Source organism: Mycobacterium sp. 48b (genome assembly GCF_048282725.1).
Classification (GTDB): domain Bacteria; phylum Actinomycetota; class Actinomycetes; order Mycobacteriales; family Mycobacteriaceae; genus Mycobacterium.
Map to the genome: position 1 here is coordinate 40,253 of NZ_JBLVUL010000002.1, position 16,560 is coordinate 56,812.

General features: G+C 66.0%; 13 protein-coding genes. 7 read left to right on the forward strand and 6 right to left on the reverse strand.

Going from position 1 to position 16,560, the window contains the following annotated elements; translation table 11 throughout:
- Positions 1-14: 14 nt before the first annotated feature.
- Positions 15-1,100 (forward strand): class I SAM-dependent methyltransferase, encoded by a 1,086-nt coding sequence (locus tag ACNQR1_RS36560; protein ID WP_418011019.1) that lies wholly within the window; start codon positions 15-17, stop codon positions 1,098-1,100.
- Positions 1,101-1,168: 68 nt separating this feature from the next.
- Entirely contained in the window at positions 1,169-1,690 is a 522-nt protein-coding gene (locus tag ACNQR1_RS36565; RefSeq protein WP_418011020.1) for a GNAT family N-acetyltransferase, read from the forward strand.
- On the opposite strand, the gene ACNQR1_RS36570 is transcribed toward ACNQR1_RS36565, so the two are convergent.
- The 3 genes from ACNQR1_RS36570 to ACNQR1_RS36580 are packed head-to-tail and all read right to left on the reverse strand — an operon-like array spanning position 1,691 to position 5,185.
- Positions 1,691-3,316, reverse strand: coding sequence for a hypothetical protein (locus ACNQR1_RS36570; protein ID WP_418011021.1), 1,626 nt, complete (start codon positions 3,314-3,316; stop codon positions 1,691-1,693). It lies immediately after the preceding gene.
- The gene (locus ACNQR1_RS36575; RefSeq protein ID WP_418050639.1) at positions 3,313-4,605 is read right to left on the reverse strand and encodes an O-antigen ligase family protein; all 1,293 of its coding nucleotides are present in this window, start codon (positions 4,603-4,605) and stop codon (positions 3,313-3,315) included. The genes ACNQR1_RS36570 and ACNQR1_RS36575 overlap by 4 nt, the downstream gene beginning before the upstream one ends.
- 7 nt (positions 4,606-4,612) lie before the next feature.
- Complete coding sequence (locus ACNQR1_RS36580; RefSeq protein WP_418011023.1) at positions 4,613-5,185, reverse strand: hypothetical protein; 573 nt, start codon at positions 5,183-5,185, stop codon at positions 4,613-4,615.
- Between the two features lie 534 nt (positions 5,186-5,719).
- On the opposite strand from ACNQR1_RS36580, the gene ACNQR1_RS36585 reads away from it, so the two are divergent.
- Positions 5,720-6,532: a WecB/TagA/CpsF family glycosyltransferase gene (locus ACNQR1_RS36585; RefSeq protein ID WP_418011024.1), complete on the forward strand. Its 813-nt coding sequence runs from the start codon at positions 5,720-5,722 to the stop codon at positions 6,530-6,532.
- On the opposite strand, the gene ACNQR1_RS36590 is transcribed toward ACNQR1_RS36585, so the two are convergent.
- Positions 6,492-7,553 carry a glycosyltransferase family 4 protein gene (locus ACNQR1_RS36590; protein WP_418024742.1) on the reverse strand — a complete coding sequence of 354 codons (1,062 nt, stop codon included), beginning with the start codon at positions 7,551-7,553 and terminating at the stop codon, positions 6,492-6,494. The genes ACNQR1_RS36585 and ACNQR1_RS36590 overlap by 41 nt on opposite strands.
- A 53-nt stretch (positions 7,554-7,606) precedes the next feature.
- On the opposite strand from ACNQR1_RS36590, the gene ACNQR1_RS36595 reads away from it, so the two are divergent.
- Genes ACNQR1_RS36595 through ACNQR1_RS36605 form a run of 3 tightly spaced genes read left to right on the forward strand, consistent with a single transcriptional unit; the run spans position 7,607 to position 12,094 of the window.
- Entirely contained in the window at positions 7,607-9,091 is a 1,485-nt protein-coding gene (locus ACNQR1_RS36595) for an oligosaccharide flippase family protein (protein WP_418011026.1), read from the forward strand.
- Positions 9,081-11,069, forward strand: a complete 1,989-nt coding sequence (locus ACNQR1_RS36600; RefSeq protein ID WP_418024743.1) for a glycosyltransferase — start codon at positions 9,081-9,083, stop codon at positions 11,067-11,069. The genes ACNQR1_RS36595 and ACNQR1_RS36600 overlap by 11 nt, the downstream gene beginning before the upstream one ends.
- Positions 11,066-12,094, forward strand: coding sequence for a glycosyltransferase family 4 protein (locus ACNQR1_RS36605; RefSeq protein WP_418024744.1), 1,029 nt, complete (start codon positions 11,066-11,068; stop codon positions 12,092-12,094). The genes ACNQR1_RS36600 and ACNQR1_RS36605 overlap by 4 nt, the downstream gene beginning before the upstream one ends.
- Here ACNQR1_RS36605 and ACNQR1_RS36610 read toward each other — a convergent pair.
- A complete protein-coding gene (locus ACNQR1_RS36610) occupies positions 12,066-13,085 on the reverse strand; it encodes a glycosyltransferase family 4 protein (RefSeq protein ID WP_418050640.1) in 1,020 nt (339 codons plus the stop codon). The genes ACNQR1_RS36605 and ACNQR1_RS36610 overlap by 29 nt on opposite strands.
- Positions 13,086-13,244: 159 nt before the next feature.
- Entirely contained in the window at positions 13,245-14,558 is a 1,314-nt protein-coding gene (locus ACNQR1_RS36615; RefSeq protein ID WP_052536990.1) for an IS256 family transposase, read from the reverse strand.
- Positions 14,559-15,034: 476 nt separating this feature from the next.
- Here ACNQR1_RS36615 and ACNQR1_RS36620 point away from each other — a divergent pair, with 476 nt between their 5' ends.
- Complete coding sequence (locus tag ACNQR1_RS36620) at positions 15,035-16,555, forward strand: sugar transferase (protein WP_418011029.1); 1,521 nt, start codon at positions 15,035-15,037, stop codon at positions 16,553-16,555.
- Positions 16,556-16,560 lie beyond the last annotated feature (5 nt).

Sequence of the window (16,560 nt, forward strand, 5' to 3'; positions counted from 1 at the left end):
ACCGATATGCTGTCATGAGGGGTTGCCGGGGATGCGCCGGACACGACTTGCGCCGCGTACTGGATCTCGGCGCGATGCCGGCCGCCGACGATTTTCCGCCTGCCGATGCTCCGGTGAGCATCGATGAGACGCGCCATCTGCTGGCGATGGACCTGTGTGCGAGGTGTGGTCTGGCCCAACTGGCTGAAGACGACACGGTCACTGCAGAACCTCGCGGTGTCGAACCGCAGGTGTTGCGGGATCAGGCCGCCGATGCTGTCGACAAGGCCGCCGACGCGGGATGGCTCAACGGAAAGACTGTGCGGGAGTTCGGGAGTCCGCATGGTGGCAGCTGGTTGGGACTGCTCGCGCAGCGCGGATTCACCGAAGTGGCCGATGGGGTCGCTGATGTGGTACTCGACTGCTTCGGCATCATGCATGAACCCGATCAGCGTGCTGCTTTCGCGCAGCGGGCCGCGGCGACCTCACCTGGCGGGGTGTTGCTCCTGCAGTACCACGCCTTGGAGTCCATCGTGGCCGGTGGTCAGTGGAATGCGCTGCGGCACGGGCATTTCGCGTACTATTCGCGGGCCGCTCTCGATCGTTTGCTGGCGGAGGCAGGGATGGCGATCGAGGCTAGCTGGACATTCGACCTGTACGGCGGCACGGAACTGGTTGCCGCGCTGCACCGTTCGCCTGGGCGGGCCGAGTATACCGGCCGGGACAGCCGGCTCGATACCGAACTGGTGGCCGGCGCCCTGCAACGGGCTGCTGACACACAGGTGGCCGCCCTGCGGGCGTGGCTGCAGGAGTGCCGCCGCGCCCGACAGCGGGTATACGCCTATGGTGCAGCATCGCGCGCGGTGGCACTGTTCGCGATGGCCGGGCTGGACCGCGAGCTCATCGCCGCGGTGGCCGACGCGTCACCGGCCAAGCAGAACCGGCGGATGCCGGGCACCGACGTCGCGATCATCTCCCCGCAGGCACTCGTGGGCGCCGATCCGGACGCAGTGCTGCTGACCGTGCCGGATCTGTTGACCGAGGTGGCCTCTCGGCTTCCAGAGCTGGACGGGCGCTGGGTCGACATGGACACCTTGATCGGCCCCGCGGGGTTGCGGTGAACGGTTCGTGGCGAAACCGACTCTGTGCGGCACCGGCGCTTTGCGGCCGTACACCAAGCGGTATCCCGGTGACGCTGCGTGCACCCCGGATAGCCGACGCAGACCACTGGCGCCGGCTCCGGATGGCCGATCAGGCGCTGATCGAGCCGTTCTGGGATTACTCAACGCTGGACTGGGCACAGCGGCACACCAGAGCCATGTGGCTGCGGGAATATGTGTCGGCGCGCCGCGCAATGCGCAGCGGGTCTGGTCTGCACACCGTGATCGAGGTCAACGGCCGGTTGGCCGGCCAGTGTGACGCGTGGATCGATGCGTTCCACGCGCGCAGTGAACTCGGCCTGTGGGTGGGTTCGCAGCACGCGGGCACAGGTGTGGGAACCACCGCGGCGCGGCTCATGATTGCCTGCCTGTTCGATGTGGCCGGGGTGGAACGCATCTCGGCTCCGATCGCGGTGCAGAACATCGCCACGACGCGGATAGCGAAACGGCTGGGCTTCACCCGCGAAGGCGTGATGCGAAGCTACATGCGGGTGGGGCGCGGAAGGATCGACCACACATTGTGGAGCTTGGTCCGCGACGACTGGCGGTGATCAGCGCACCGTGAACCCCATGATCGGGTAGCCGCCGTCGGCGTCGCGTCCTGACTGTGCGAGGTTCATAGGCGCAAGGTTTACTGTCGTCGTGGCGTTGGGTTTGTGGTCGGCCCAGGCCACCCGCACCCGCACGAGGTAGCTACCGGTGGGCAGGCCCGGATCCACTGTGACGTTGTCGAATGTCGACTTGGCGGCGGGCACGTCGGCTATGTCGTCGAAGTGCTGATCGGCGACCAGGCCACCCAAGTCGAATCCGGCGTGCAGTGTGCGCACTACGTGTCCCGACGACGACACGATCTCGTAGGTGGGTTCCCAACGCTCGTAGGTGGGTGCGGCGCCGAAGTTCGTCCACCGAAAAGACAGGGTGAACGGTTGCGACGGCGCCAATGGGTCGGAGGGCTCTGATCCGACGACGGCGTACCGGTAGCCGCTGAATGTGTTGGCCCTCGACCACACGTCGTACTGATCACGCGGCATCGGGGCGTCGGTGAGTTGGCCGGGGAACCCTGTGCTCGCCGTCATCGACACATGGTCGTTGACCACGTCACGCAGACCGGTCAGGTAGTAGTCCATGGCGCCGGTCGGGGTCGGGGGATTCGGGATCCATTCGGTGACAATCGGTGCGCTGCGGAACCGATTGAGAACAACATTCACGATGGGGTCACGCATCTGCACGTACCGTGAGTCCTTGTCGGACGCCCAGGTCGGTATCGGGCGGAACGCGCCGAGGCCGTCTGCCCGGATGCCGACGGGTTTGGTGCGGCCACGCAGCAACGGGCTGTCAGAGAACAGCTGCCGGGTCATCTCCGGGTTCCCGGTGGCCGTGATCAACTGTGTGTTTGGGAACGCGGCAAGGTTTGCGTTGACGAGGGCGGTGATCGAATCCTTGGTGATGTACTGATCCCGGTACTGGCTGAAGTAGCCCAGCTCGCGTTCGCTGCGTTGCGGTGCCGGGCCGGGGATGTCGAGGGTGTCGCGCATGAACGCGACGTGGTTCTCGCTGAAATCACCATATCCCGACATCTCGACCAGTGCGAGCCGCTCGTCGTGGTCGTAGCGCCGCCCGAGGGCTCCCATCAGATCGGCGAAGTGCGACAGGTAGGCCGGGTTGTTCCAGTCGGGGATGACGTAATTCACTCCGCCGGTGCGGTAGGTGCGGGTCGCGCCCGGCACGGTGAGCAGCCAGTCCGGCGCAGCGATGTCAGTGTCGTTGGGGTAGTGGGCTTCACAGCAGGAGTTGAAGGCCGTCACCCGCAAGCCCACGCGCCCGCCGGCGGCGGCCGCGGTCTTCAGCACACGATCGATCACGCTGAAGTCGTACACTTGCTCGTCGGTGGCATCCGGCGGCAACGTCCGCGGGTCCCGCGGTTGCAGTGTGCGCCAATCGATCCGGATGCTGGTATCGGTGGTACCCGGCCACGGCGGATACTGAGACTGAGCCGGGTTGGCCTGCGGGAAGAGTGGAGTCGCCAGGTTCTGATACTGGCCGCGCAGCGGGTTGACCAGGTCAGGTGCGGTGAATCCGATGATCTCGGGTGAGCGCACCGGCTCGGCTGCCCGACCGGGGGAACCGCACGTGCCGAGCGCGAGCATCCCCAGCACCGCCAACGCAATGAGCTTCATGGTGGCGAACTCCGCCGGCTCAGGCTCCACAGCACCGTCGAAATCGCGACCAGGATCCAGGTCACGGTCCAGATCTGGATGAAGCCGCTGACGTCGAGGATCAGGCTGATAGCCGCGAGTGCCGCCAAAGAGCCACTGACTCCACCGGCCAGTTCGGCGGTCACAGGATCGGCGGCCGCCGAAGCGCGCAACGCCAGGACGAGGGCCACGCCGAGCAATGCGACGAAGCTAATCAACCCCAGCGCCCCGGTTTCCATGAGGCGGGACAGATATTGGTTGTCAAGCACGGGTTGGCGGTATGCCGGGTACATTCCGGCGCCTTGCCCTACCCAGAAGTGGTCGCGGAAATGCGTTGCGACGTAGGTCGCGCCGTATCCCCGCGATGCGATCGACGAATCCGTGGCGGCATTGCCAAAAGAGGCCATGATGGCGCCCAGAACTTGCACGTTGAGCAACAGCCCCAGCCCGGTCGCGGCCACCGCGGCGAGCAGCGTCGCGGCGAAGCGCGTGATCGGCCATCGCCAGGCCATCGCCAGGACAGCTACGGTCAGGCCCACCAGAACCGATCGCGAAACCGTCACCAGCGCACCGCAGATGAGGACGCCGGTGCAGGCCATCCAGGGCCACGCCCGCTGGCCCCGGTGGCGCGCTGTGGCCGCGACGGCGACGCCGAGAGGGATGATCACCGTCAGGACGCCAGCAAGTTCGAGAGGATGGCCCGCGCTGCCTTGGGGACGGTCGATACCCTCTCTGGCCAACGCGGTGACGAGGACGAAATCGCTCGTCTTGAGGCCGGGAAGAGTGAACAGCGGTGCCAGATCGATTCCGATGCTCAGTCGTACGATCGCGAATGCCGACGACAAAGCGCCGCCCAGCAGCAGCCCTTTGATGAGGAGTTGAACCCGGGCACGAGAGGTGATTGAGGTGAGGATCGCGATCACCATCGCGGTGAGTGCGAGGTCGGAGAATACATAGCGATCGCCGAATTCGATGCCGCGCATGACGGTGCCGCGATTCATGGCGGCGCCGTAGGACACCAGCGATGCCACGAGATACCCGCACAGGGCCACTGTTAACCAGCGGTTGGCGACGACGGACCTACCGGCGGCGCTCACCATCGCGACCAGGCCCGCACCGATGTAGAGCAGGAACTGCCCCGCGCTGAGTCCGAAAGTCAAAGGGACCGTGAAAGTCTGGCGCATGCCCAGGAGCAAGAACGCACCGGCCGCCAGGACCCATGGTCCGACCCAGCGACCGTCGATGGGCTGCCTGACATCGGCAGCGACCACGGCTACCTCAGATGGTGGCATCGCTTCGCATTGTGTCGTCGCGGTCGCTGGCGGGGTCGGTGCCGACGGTCGCGTCTGACGGTGTGCGCCACCGGCGGACGGCTTCTCGTGCCGCGTCGAAGGCCAACACCACCGCGAGGCCACCCAGTAGTGCGCCGAGACCGTAGGACGCGCCGGCGCGAATGCCGCTTGTCGGCAGTTGCACCGCCTGGCTGGGCTCCACCGATGGGATGAGCAGGGCGTTGTTGACTGTGGGCACCGCTGAGTCGAGTTGGATCTTGTTGAGGCAGCCACGCGCGTACTCCACCAGTGCAGCTGCCGCGGCCTTGGCGGTGTTCGGGTCGGGGCCCTCGGCGACGATCACCAGCTGCGACGTGAGCTGTGCGAACACCGCGGCGTCACCGAACGTGGTGGTCACAGTGAAGTTGCCGGTTCCTCCCGCATCCAGGGCCGCTTTGCGTCCACCATCACTTTGCAGAGCGGTCGCGATCACGGCGGTCAGCTGTGCGGTGTTGTTGTTCAGATTGATCAGCGGGTTCAACCCGGCATCGGGAGATCCGCTGCCCGGAGGAATAACCACGGCAACCGCCGTCGATTGATACACCGCTGAGGCAGACGATAGTCCGATATATCCCGCAATTGTTGTCATGATTGCTAGCACTGTCAGCACGATCGGTCGCCGGGTGAGCGACCGCAGGAATTGGGCGACGTTCACGGCGTAGACCCCTGCAGGGTTGGAGGTGCGCCGAAGGCGCTCGTATGCCAATGAATGCTAATGGCGACCAGGCTGGTAGCCAAGTCGGGCAGGCCGTGGGGCACGCAGCGGGTCGCCCCATCGAGGCGCGGTTTCCGGTACCGAAGCGCATAGCCTGTGCATCTGGTTTGCGGCGTCTCTTTCAGCGACTGAATATGCGGCGATTCGTGGCATTCATCACCGAGTGGAGTACTGCCGGATGATGTGTGCTGGAGCGTGGTCAGGCCGTCGGCTCGCGGGGAGCCTTCATGAGGGATCTCGCTGGTTTACTATCTGCCTCTGCGACGCCGTCGACGGTTTGCCATGATGTCTAAGACTCGGGGAAACGGTGTGCTGTGAGAAAGGCCGGATACATTGCTGATGCTCCCTGAGCAGCCCGCGGCGCGGGTACGGATCGGTGACACCGTGGTGACCCGGCACACCGCGGCTGAAGTGATCACTATCGTGGCGGACCGGCTGGCCAGCTCCTCGACGGCACCGTTGGCGGTGGGATCGGTCAACCTCGACCACCTGCATCATTTTCGTTGCGGCCGCGAGCCCCTACCAGAGCGTCCCGAATGGTTGTGGCTGGCCGACGGCGCGCCGGTGGCCTGGCGGGGTGCCCGCTTTGCCGACGGTCGATGGCCCAGGGTAACGGGTGCCGATCTGCTCGAACCTCTGCTACAGGAGGCCGCAGTACTGGGCGCACAGGTGGGATTTCTCGGTGGGCGGCCCGCGACGCACGAACGACTGGCCGCGGTGCTGGAGACGCGGTACCCACACGCGCTGCCCGCCAGGTACTGGGCCCCTGAGCGGGCCGAGATCGAATCACTAGACACCTCTATCGAATTGGCCGCACAGATCCGCGACGCCGGCGTACGCATGCTGGTCGTGGGCCTGGGGAAACCCCGCCAGGAGCGTTGGATCGCCCAGCATGCCAGCGACACCGGTGCCGATGTGGTGCTGGCTTTCGGCGCCGCCGCAGACTTCCTGGCCGGGGTCGTCGACCGGGCTCCGCTGGCCTACCGGCGCTACGGACTGGAGTGGCTCTACCGGCTCGGACAGGAGCCCCGCCGGCTGGCGCGGCGCTATCTAGTGCAGGGACCGGCGGCACTTGTGCAGTTGCGGCACGCCGCGCGGGAAGAGTCTCCTGTCACGCTGCCTTCAACAGCACAGCCAGGTGGGCAGCCATGACGCCCGAGGTGAACCGTTCGCGAACCCGAACCGCTGCGGCTGCACCCATTTCCGCGCACCGCTGCGGATCGGCGAGCAACTCGTCCATCGCGGCGGCGAACGCATCCACGTCGTTGGGCGGCACGAGCAGACCGGTGACACCATGGTCGACGTAGTCATCCACCCCGGGGTTGCCGGTCATCACCACCGGCCTGCCGCTGGCCATGGCCTCCAGCGCCACTGTCAGTCCCGATCCGCTGACGGTCGGTCTGAGTGCGACCGCCACGACGGTGGCCCGGCGGTACAGATCGCGCATCTTGCCGTCCAAGCGGCCGCGGTGGAGCGTGCCCAGATCCTCGGGCAGATCGACTGGAAGGCCGGTCGCCAGTTCCAGCCGAACACCGGGATGCTTGGCGCGCAAGGCGGATACCGCCGCGACGAGCAGAGCATGGTCGCGGTAGCGGTCCTCGCCGGCACTGACGACGATAGCTCGTGCCGTCACATCGGGCCACGGTTGCACGGAGTAGAAGTCGGTGTCGATACCTACCGGGACGAAATGCAGCCGAGACCGCGGCACGCCCCATTCGCGGTGCAGCGCGGGCAACGCCCCAGCACATTGGGTGAAAACGGACGCGGCCCGCGGCAGAGCGCGTGTCGCCAACAGTGCGTGCAGGCGGGGGGCCGCTGCGCGGCTCGTCAACCAGCCGACACCGAGAACCACGGGACCGGTGGCCCGGCGCCGCAGCAGCGCGGCCGGGACACCTGTGCGCTCATCGTAGGCCAGCACGACATCGGAACCCCGTCGCATGCCCCTGTCGGCCAGCCCTTCGATCAGTTCGAAACCGGTTGTCCGATAGCGCACCGAGGCCGCGACACGTTCGGCCACGCGGCCCAGTCTCGGCCCGCCGAACACCACCTCGATGCCGTGGTGGGCCAACCGGTGGAGTCCGTACGGTGACACGTCGGGAACCTCGCCGCGGCGGTAGCGTTGGGCCCACACGGTCGCGGAAAGACCATGAGGCAACGGAATATATGCGCGCATCGATCCCCGCTCGGCACTTTGCTGATTGCGGTGAGGATAACAGCGAGGCCGAGATGGGTAGGCCACAACCGGAGCGGGTGTCCAACCGGGCGATGGCCCAGGCCTTCAGTCAGCAGCTAATCTTTCGCGCGTTGGGGATGGTGGCCTCGGTGCTCACCGTCGCAGTCACCACCCGCCATCTGGGACCGACCGCCTACGGCCATCTGACCACCGCAGTGGTGTTTGTCGGATTGTGGACCAGCCTCACCGAGCTCGGTGTCGGCGCGGTAATGGTCCGCCGGGTGATGTCGGGAAATGGAAACCTGGAACGGCTCGTTCGGGTGAATGCCGGGATGTCACTGGTCTACTGCCTGCCACTGTTCGCCGTCGCCGCAACATCCGGGGTGCTGGTGTATCGCGGACAGGACGAAGTCGTGAAGATGGTCCTGATCGTGTCGTGCAGCCTGATCCTCACGACGATCACGAGTTGTTTCGAGCCGATCTTCCTGGCGAAGGTCCGATTCACTGCCGTCGCCTGGTCAGATCTGGTCAGCCGTGTGGCGTCACTGGGCGTGACGATGCTGCTGATGATGCGCGACGCCGACACGGTGTGGTTTGCGGTCGTGCAGTTGGTCCCACCCCTTGTGGTGCTCGTAATCCAGGGGCGCGCGGCGGCCAGGATCGCCGACTGGCGGCCGGTGTTCTCCTGGGGCGAAAGCTGGCACCTGCTGCGGGAAAGCCTGCCCCAGACCGGGGTGCTGATCATCGCGGTGCTGTACTGGCGCGCCGACGGGGTGATCCTGAGCCTGCGCAGCACACCGGATCAGGTGGGCGTGTACGGGCTGGCCTATACCTTGGCATTCACGTTGTCGGTGCTCTCGACGTTTTTTCAGACCTCCACGCTGTCAGCGGCCACGCACTCCTTTGCCCGCGACCGCCGCGAATTCGCCGGTTTCGTCACCAGATCGCTGGAGTCCATGGTGTTCCTCGGAATGCCGATCGCGGTGGTGGGCACGGTGTTGGCGGCACCGTTGGTCGAACTGGTCGGTTCGTCGCAGTTCGTAGCACATGGGGCGCCGACGCTGGCGCTGCTGTTGGTTGCCGTCGCGCTGACCTTCGTCAACGCCGCGATCAGCCAGGCCCTGTTCGCCGCCCACGACCAGGTGTTCCTGTTTCGGCTCAACCTGGTGAACCTGGTGGGCAATATCGTGCTCAACATCGTTCTCGCGCCCCGGTACGGAGCAGTCGGGGCGGCCGTGGCGTTGATCGTCGCCGAGGTGGTCGGGTTGGGGGTCGCGACGTGGCGGTTGGGCAAGATCGCGCCGTTCGGCATGCCGTGGCTGTTCGTGCTTCGGTTACTGATCCCGCTGGGAGTTGCTGCGGGACTGGCGATCTGGACCCGGCATTGGCCGGTGATCGCGCCACTGGGGCTCGCCGCGGCCGCCTACCTGGGGCTCAATCTGGTACTGGGACCGGTCACGCCGAAGGTCATCCGAACGCTCCTCAAGGACGGCGAACCCGCTACCAACCAAGCTCTGGAGGCCAGGCATGAATCGTGAACTCGACAGGGCTTACCTGCCGGAGCGTTTCCGGGTCCCGGCGGGCCCGCCACGGCGACCGACGGTGCGCGACACCGCGGTCCTGATCGTCGCATATCGCAATCCGGAGTTGCTGGCCGCGTGTCTGGCCGCGGTCGATGAGCACTTGCCAGACCTGCCTGTTTTGGTGTGGGACAACTCGGGCCCCGATCACCCGGGGATGCATGACGTGGTGGCCGCACACCGCGGTGTGCAGTGGTTCCTCGGTTCGGCGAACGTGGGCTTCGCCGCGGCGGTCAACGCCCTCGCCGACGAAGCGCCCGAGCACAACCTGTTGTTGCTCAACCCCGATGCGATCCTTTTGGGTTCGCTGACCGCGACACTCGCCGCGCTGAATCGCCCAGGCGTCGCGGCCGCGGCCCCGCTGGTCGTCGACGACACCGCCGACCTGGCGCGGCACCGCGATTGGGACGTCGCTCACCGTGAGTACGGCACGATCCGTGCCCTGGTGTCGCGTGCGGGGTATGCCGATCGTCTTCGGGGGAGCCGATTCTCGGAGCTCTACGACCGCCGCCCCACCACCGTCACCGGTTATCTCACCGGCGCGTGCCTTGCCGTGAGCAGGGATGCGTGGCAGGCCGTCGGATGCTTCGATGAAGAGTTCTTCCTCTACGGGGAGGAGGCGGACTGGCAGCGCCGGGCCCGGTCCGCCGGGTGGACGCTGGAGTTGGTCGACGAGCCCGGCATCGCCCACACCGGGCATGGCACGGTCGCCGGAGACCCGGTGGCCGGGCAGCGCTCACGAGACCTGTTGCGGGCCAACATCGCCCTGAACCTGGAGCTGGACAAGGGCCCGGTACCCGCCAATCTCTATCTGGCCGGCACATCCGTGCTCGATCGCGTACAGCGCTCGGCTCGCAGGCAACGCGCGGCGGGGCGCAGACCCGCCGGGGCGCGCCCATCGGTGATCATCACCACCAACCGCCTGGTGTTCGGGGGTGCCGAACGGCAGCATGTGCTGCTGGCCACCGAGTTGGACCGGCGTGGCTACGAGGTCGTGATCACGTGTGTCCAACGATTCGGGCCGCTGGTGGCCGAGATTCCGCCGTCGGTACGGGTCGTACGGCAACCATGGTGGGCCCCTGTGGTTGACACCGGCGCCGGACGCTCGGTGGTGATCAGCGGCGACACCAACACTGAAACGGGTTTCGCCACGCTGTGGCGCACAGCGGGCCGTGATCGGCGCTGGCTCGTCGCGGCACACATCCCACCGAACCCGCAGGGCCCCACCTACTCCCGGCCACTGGCCGCTGCGATGCGCCGGGCCGACGGATTCATCGCACTGTCGCCGCGACACTGGCAGGAGGCCACCGCACACCAGGATCTGGGCACCAGGGCCTTCTTCGCCCCCAACGGAGTGGCGACCGAGGCGGAGGTGGCAGCCGCACCCGCGCGGCCCCCTGTTGCCGACGTGCCCCACCTGGTGATGCTCACGCGTATCGCCAAACACAAGAATCCGCACCTGTTGGTCGAAGCTCTCGACGGCTTGCGCGAATTGCCGTGGCGGCTCTCGATATACGGTGACGGGCCCGATCGCGAGGAGTTGCAGGCGTTGACCCCGCCGGACCTCGCGGATCGCGTCGCGTGGCGCGGCTGGTCTGCGGGGCCCGGTCCGGCGATGGCCGATTGCGATCTGCTGTGTGTGCCCAGCCGGTCGGAAGCTTTCCCGCTGGTGATCCTGGAGGCTATGGCTCGGCGCATCCCGGTGGCGGCTTCGGCCGTGTGCGGGGTGCCCGACATGCTCGATGCGGGCGACGCAGGGTTCGTGGTCGATGACATCTCGGTAGCCGGGTGGCGGACCGTGCTGGATTCGGTGCTGCGTCGCACCGATTCGTGGCAGTCGCTGGGAGATAAGGGTTTCCGCCGGATGGCGCAGCTGTACACGATCGAGGCTATGGCCGACTCGTACGAGGCTGCGATCGCGGCGGCATTCGGATGACCGGCCTACGTGTGTTGTGGCTGTCACCGTGGATGCGGCCACTGGCGCGCGTGTACGCCGAGGCCTTGGGGGACGCCGGCGCCGAGGTGCTGCTGGTGACCTCGGATCAGCATCCGGCCTCAGATGCCGCCAGGTCGTACGAACTGGTCCTTGATCCGCGGCCCAAGCGGTTACACACCTGGCCCAACGCCGCGCGGGCAATGAAACGGTGCCGCGACTTCGCCCCTGATGTCGTGGTGTCCGAACTGGTTCGCGATCCACGATGGCTGGCATTCGCACCCCGATCGCCACGTGTCGAGCTGATCCACGACGACCGCCCGCACGACATAGGTGAAATCCGGCCGCGTTGGGAACATGCACTGTTTAGCCGGCCCGCGCGCAGGTCACGCCGCGTGGCCTTCAGTCACTACGTAGCCGGCCAGGTGTGCGCGGCCGACGTGGTACCGCTGACCAGCGATCTCGCCGACGGCGAAGCGCCCGCCTTCGTCCAGGCAGCGGGCCGGCGCGACTTCGTGTTACTCGGACGGCTCAACAGCTACAAGAACATCGACGTATGCCTGCAGGCCTGGCAGAAACACACCGCGGGCCGCAGCTGGGCCGGCGACCATCTCGTGTTGATCGGCGACGGCGAATGGGCCGGCGCGCTGCCCGAACATGTGGTGTGGCAACGGCAATCATTCCGCTACGCCGACGTCTTGCCGCAGCTGGCGCGAGCGAAAGGTTCGATCGTGCACTACCGGCGGGCCTCGCAGAGCGGTGTGCAGGTCCTGGCCATGCAGCTTGGGGTCACGCCTGTGGTGTCCACCGAGGGCGCCTTGCCCGAGTTCCAGCCACCCGGGGAACCACCGGTCGACGTGGACGATGTCGAAGGGCTGGCCCGCGCATTCGATGCACTGGCCGATCCCGACCGGGCCGCAGCCCGGGGTCTAGCCGCGCAATATCATTACCGTACAACGTATTCGGCGTCGGTGTCGGCGCATGAGCTGCTCGGCGTGCTCAGCCGGACTGCCGTACGGCAAGGTTGAGCCACAGCTGCGCGAGTTCGGCGCGCCAGGCCTCGATATCAAACATCTGGGCTCGCTCGCGGGCGGCCGCGCCGAGCGTTTCCCGCAGCCCGTCGTCACAGATCAAGCGGCACAGCGCCTCGGCGAGCTGCGCGGTTTGGCCCGGTGCCACCAGGAGGCCGTCGATTCCGTCTGTCACCGCGTCGGGAATGCCGCCCACGGGCGTGGTGACCGGGACGACCCCATGCGCCATGGCTTCCAGAATGGCCATCGGCAGGCCTTCGTCATAGCTGGGTAGAACGAAAATGTCTGTGCGGCCCAGCAGTTCGTCGCGTGTAATCGGATCGATCCAGCCGACGACATCGATGACCCCGGACAGGCGGCGTGCGGCGACCAGCGCGCGTGCCTGCTCCACCTCGCCGTCGCCTGCCAGCGTGACACACACCCGTGCGCGGATGTCGTCGGGCAGCAGGGCGATCGCCTCGATCAGATCGTAGGTGCCTTTGCGCTGTCCCAGCCGTCCCAGTGCCAGCACAGTCAACGGCTGCCCTCCATGGGAGGCTACCGCAGCGGGCAATACCACCGGGTTGTACAAGACCTGCACCGATTCGCCGGACAGATGGAGGCTCGCGCGGTACTCCTCGGAGAGCGAACCGCCGAGAACCAGCCAGTGGTCGGCGCGCAGTGCCGCCCGGACCACCGGGCGCACCAGCGCGGGCAGCCGATCGAACCAGCCAGAGAAATCGAAACTGTGTCCATGCACGATCGACGGGACACCACGCAGGCGCGCCGCAAATAGCGGTAATGCCTTGCGTGCCACGCTGCCGCCGTGCGACAGATGCACGTGGACGATGTCGGCGCGGCCCAACACAATCAGGGTCGCCGACTGCACCATGCCGCGCACCCCAGTCCACAGCCGCAGCGCCGCCCCGGTGTCGACGTAGGTCGGTACGGCTGAGATCGCAAACCGCGGGTCCGGATCGTCGAGCAGAAGCCGCATCACCGTGGCCATCCCTCCCCGGCTGTTCGGCCCCGCCGGCTCGGGGCCGATGGTGAGTACCCGGATCGGTTTACTCGACGTCACCGAACGATTATGGCAAATCAAACAGCTGACCAGAACATAGTTGCGGCGGCGGCGGAGGAATTGTCAATACCTGTGGATCGGCTTGTTTCAGGCGACCTCCGTTCCAGTTGATTCGGTCGGTGCCGAGTCCGCCGACGGGGTGATGTCGGTGGGTCGCTCGAGCAGTTTGCCTTTGTGGAAGATCGCGCCGGCCCGGACCAGAGCGACCAGGTGCGGTGCGTTGACGGCTCGCCAGCGGGCTTGCGCGGCGTCGATCAGCTTGTAAGCCATGGCCATTCCGGCGACGCGTGAACCCGGCCCCTTGGTCACCTTGGTCCTCAAACGTACCGTGGCAAACGTTGATTCGATCGGGTTGGTAGTGCGCAGATGGACCCAGTGCTCGGCCGGGTACTTATAGAACTCCAGCAGCACATCGGCGTCATCGACGATCTTGGCGACCGCCTTGGGGTACTTGGCGCCGTAGTCCACCTCGAACGCCTTGATCGCCACCTGCGCGTGGTCGATATCCTCGGCGTTGTAGATCTCCCGCATCGCCGCGATCGCCCCCGGATGAGCCGACTTTGGCAGGCAGGCAAGAACATTGGCCTGCTTGTGAAACCAGCACCGCTGCTCGCCGGTGGCCGGGAACACCTCACGCACGGCCTTCCAGAACCCCAGGGCCCCATCGCCGACGGCCAGCACCGGTGCGGTCATCCCGCGACGTCGGCACGACCGCAACAGATCAGCCCACGACTCGGCCGACTCCCGGTACCCGTCGGTGAGCGCGACCAGCTCCTTGCGGCCGTCAGCGCGCACACCGATCATCACCAGCAAACAGAGCTTCTCCTGCTCCAGGCGCACCTTGAGATGGATGCCGTCGACCCACAGGTAGACGTAGTCGGTGCCCGACAGATCACGGGCCTCGAAGGCCTTGGCCTCGTCCTGCCACTGCGTGGTGAGTCGGGTGATCGTCGTGGCCGACAAGCCGGCACCCGAGCCCAGGAACTGCTCCAACGCCGGACCGAAATCACTGGTCGACAAGCCATGCAGATACAGCAACGGCAACACCTCGGTCATCTGCGGCGACTTGCGCACCCACGCCGGCAGGATCGCCGAGGAAAACCGTTGCCGCTCACCAGTGTCCGGGTCAACACGTTTGTCATTGACCCGCGGCGCGGTCACACTCACCGCGCCCGCCGCGGTGAGCACCTCGCGCTCGCGGTGATAGCCATTGCGCACCACCAGCCGGTGCCCGTTCTCATCAAGCTCACCGGCATGAGCCTCGATGTAGGCGGCGACCTCAGCCCGCAACGCTGCGGCCAGCATCTGGCGGGCACCGTCGCGGACAATCTCATCGAGCAACGACCGCGACGAGCCAGCATCCTCGTTGGATGAATCCGCATCGTGAACTACCGTGAGCATGGGCGTACCTTCCCGAACCAGCGCGCCAACGCCGGCTCTTGATCAGACCTTCGACATTCAGATCATCCTCGGGAAGGTGCGCCCTTTCCTACGCCGCCTCGCCGAGGCTCATCCACAGGTTCTGATCATTGCTCGCGGCGGCGTGGCCCAACTGGCGCGGATCCGGAGTCAAGACGCACCCGATATTGGGCCGCGCCGTCCGCGGCCCGCCCCTCGCGCACACCATTTCCGCCGAGGAGAACCTTCATCGCGTCTCCTAGAACATGTTCTAGGCGACAAGACAAACATTTGCCACGAGAAGCAACCACCAGGTAATAATCAGATCAGAAACTTGCGGAGACATCACATGGCAAACATAAGGGCGACACATCGGTGATTCACGTCACTAAGGGATTGTTTGTGGATGCCAATCGCCGTTGCATAGTGCAAGCTGAGCTAACTATCGTCTGCACAGACCGGGAAAACCGCACACCGCCATGAGCCTCACTGATCTGCCCACACCTTCACATCGGCGTCTCGCAGCAATTAATGACGGGCATGTAGACAGGATTGATGGGGTCGTCTCACCTCTTGTCGGGGACGGTCTGCGCCGCTGGCAGCGTCGTTACGCCCGATGGCTGACGGGTAGCGATGCGTTGGTAGTTAGTGCCGTCGTCGCGCTGGCTCAGCAGCTCAGGTTCGGAGCGATGACCGGTGAAGAGGTCGCCTATACGAACATCGATTACGCAGTCATATCGGTGGCGATCACCGCCGCCTGGCTGGTGACGCTGGCCTTCCATCACAGCCGCGCACCACAGGTGCTCGGCCACGGACTCGAAGAGTACCGCCGGGTCTGGACCGCCACACTCGCGGTGTTTGGAATCGTCGCGGTGATCTCTGCGATGTTCCGCTTCGACATCGCGCGCGGCTATCTCGCACTGGCACTGCCACTCGGACTCGTCGCACTGACAGCCAACCGGATGCTGGCCCGCCGCTACGTCGCGGCACGCCGATCCGACGGGGAGTTCACCAACTCGGTCCTCGTCGTCGGCCACGTCAGCTCGATACGCGAGCTGGCCACCTCTCTGGCGCATCAACCCGATCACGGATACCGGGTCGTCGGAGCGTGCGTCCCCGGTGGTGACGGTGTGCGCATTCCCGCCGTGGACGGCATCCCCACCTATCAGCATCACGGTGACATCACCGACGCCGTGCTGAAATCGGGCGCCGACACCGTGGCGTTAACGTCGGGTCACCTCAGTCCCGACCAGATCCGGGATCTGTCATGGCAATTAGAGAAGCTCGACGTCGACCTCATCGTGGCACCGGGGATCGCCGGGGTCGCAAGCCCGCGCCTCATGGTGCGGCCGGTCGGAGGGCTGCCGCTGATTCACGTCGACAAGCCGCAGTACGAACGCGCCAAACGATTCCAGAAGCGCGCCTTCGACCTCGCGTTCGCAGCCGTAGCGCTGCTGATCACAGCGCCGGTGATGATCGTCGCAGCGTTGGCCATCAAAACCACCAGCCGTGGCCCCGTGTTCTACAAGGCTGAGCGCATCGGCCTGGACGGCACACCGTTCATGATGTACAAATTCCGCAGCATGGTGGCCGACGCCGACCGGTTACAAGCCAGGCTCGCCGAGCACAGCGACGGCAACGGCGTGCTGTTCAAGATGCGCCACGATCCTCGCGTCACCCCTGTCGGCCGGTTCCTGCGCCGTTACAGCATCGACGAACTGCCGCAGTTCATCAATGTGCTGCGGCGAGAGATGAGCGTAGTCGGACCGCGACCACCCCTGCGCAACGAGGCGGACGGCTACGACCATCAGGTGCGCCGCCGCATGCTGGTCCTGCCGGGCATCACCGGGCTCTGGCAGGTCAGCGGTCGCTCGGACCTGTCGTGGGAGGATTCGGTACGGTTGGATCTGTCGTATGTCGAAAACTGGTCGATGGTCGGCGATCTCGTCATCGTGGCGAGCACCGTCAAGGCTGTCGTCATGGGCTCGGGCGCATACTGAGCGCA

Coding starts and splice junctions, on each gene's coding strand:
- ACNQR1_RS36560 (WP_418011019.1), top strand. CDS start 15: ATGAGGGGTTGCCGGGGATGCGCCGGACACGACTTGCGCCGCGTACTG.
- ACNQR1_RS36570 (WP_418011021.1), bottom strand. CDS start 3,316: ATGAAGCTCATTGCGTTGGCGGTGCTGGGGATGCTCGCGCTCGGCACG.
- ACNQR1_RS36585 (WP_418011024.1), top strand. CDS start 5,720: ATGCTCCCTGAGCAGCCCGCGGCGCGGGTACGGATCGGTGACACCGTG.
- ACNQR1_RS36590 (WP_418024742.1), bottom strand. CDS start 7,553: ATGCGCGCATATATTCCGTTGCCTCATGGTCTTTCCGCGACCGTGTGG.
- ACNQR1_RS36595 (WP_418011026.1), top strand. CDS start 7,607: ATGGGTAGGCCACAACCGGAGCGGGTGTCCAACCGGGCGATGGCCCAG.
- ACNQR1_RS36600 (WP_418024743.1), top strand. CDS start 9,081: ATGAATCGTGAACTCGACAGGGCTTACCTGCCGGAGCGTTTCCGGGTC.
- ACNQR1_RS36605 (WP_418024744.1), top strand. CDS start 11,066: ATGACCGGCCTACGTGTGTTGTGGCTGTCACCGTGGATGCGGCCACTG.
- ACNQR1_RS36610 (WP_418050640.1), bottom strand. CDS start 13,085: ATGGCCACGGTGATGCGGCTTCTGCTCGACGATCCGGACCCGCGGTTT.
- ACNQR1_RS36615 (WP_052536990.1), bottom strand. CDS start 14,558: ATGCTCACGGTAGTTCACGATGCGGATTCATCCAACGAGGATGCTGGC.
- ACNQR1_RS36620 (WP_418011029.1), top strand. CDS start 15,035: ATGAGCCTCACTGATCTGCCCACACCTTCACATCGGCGTCTCGCAGCA.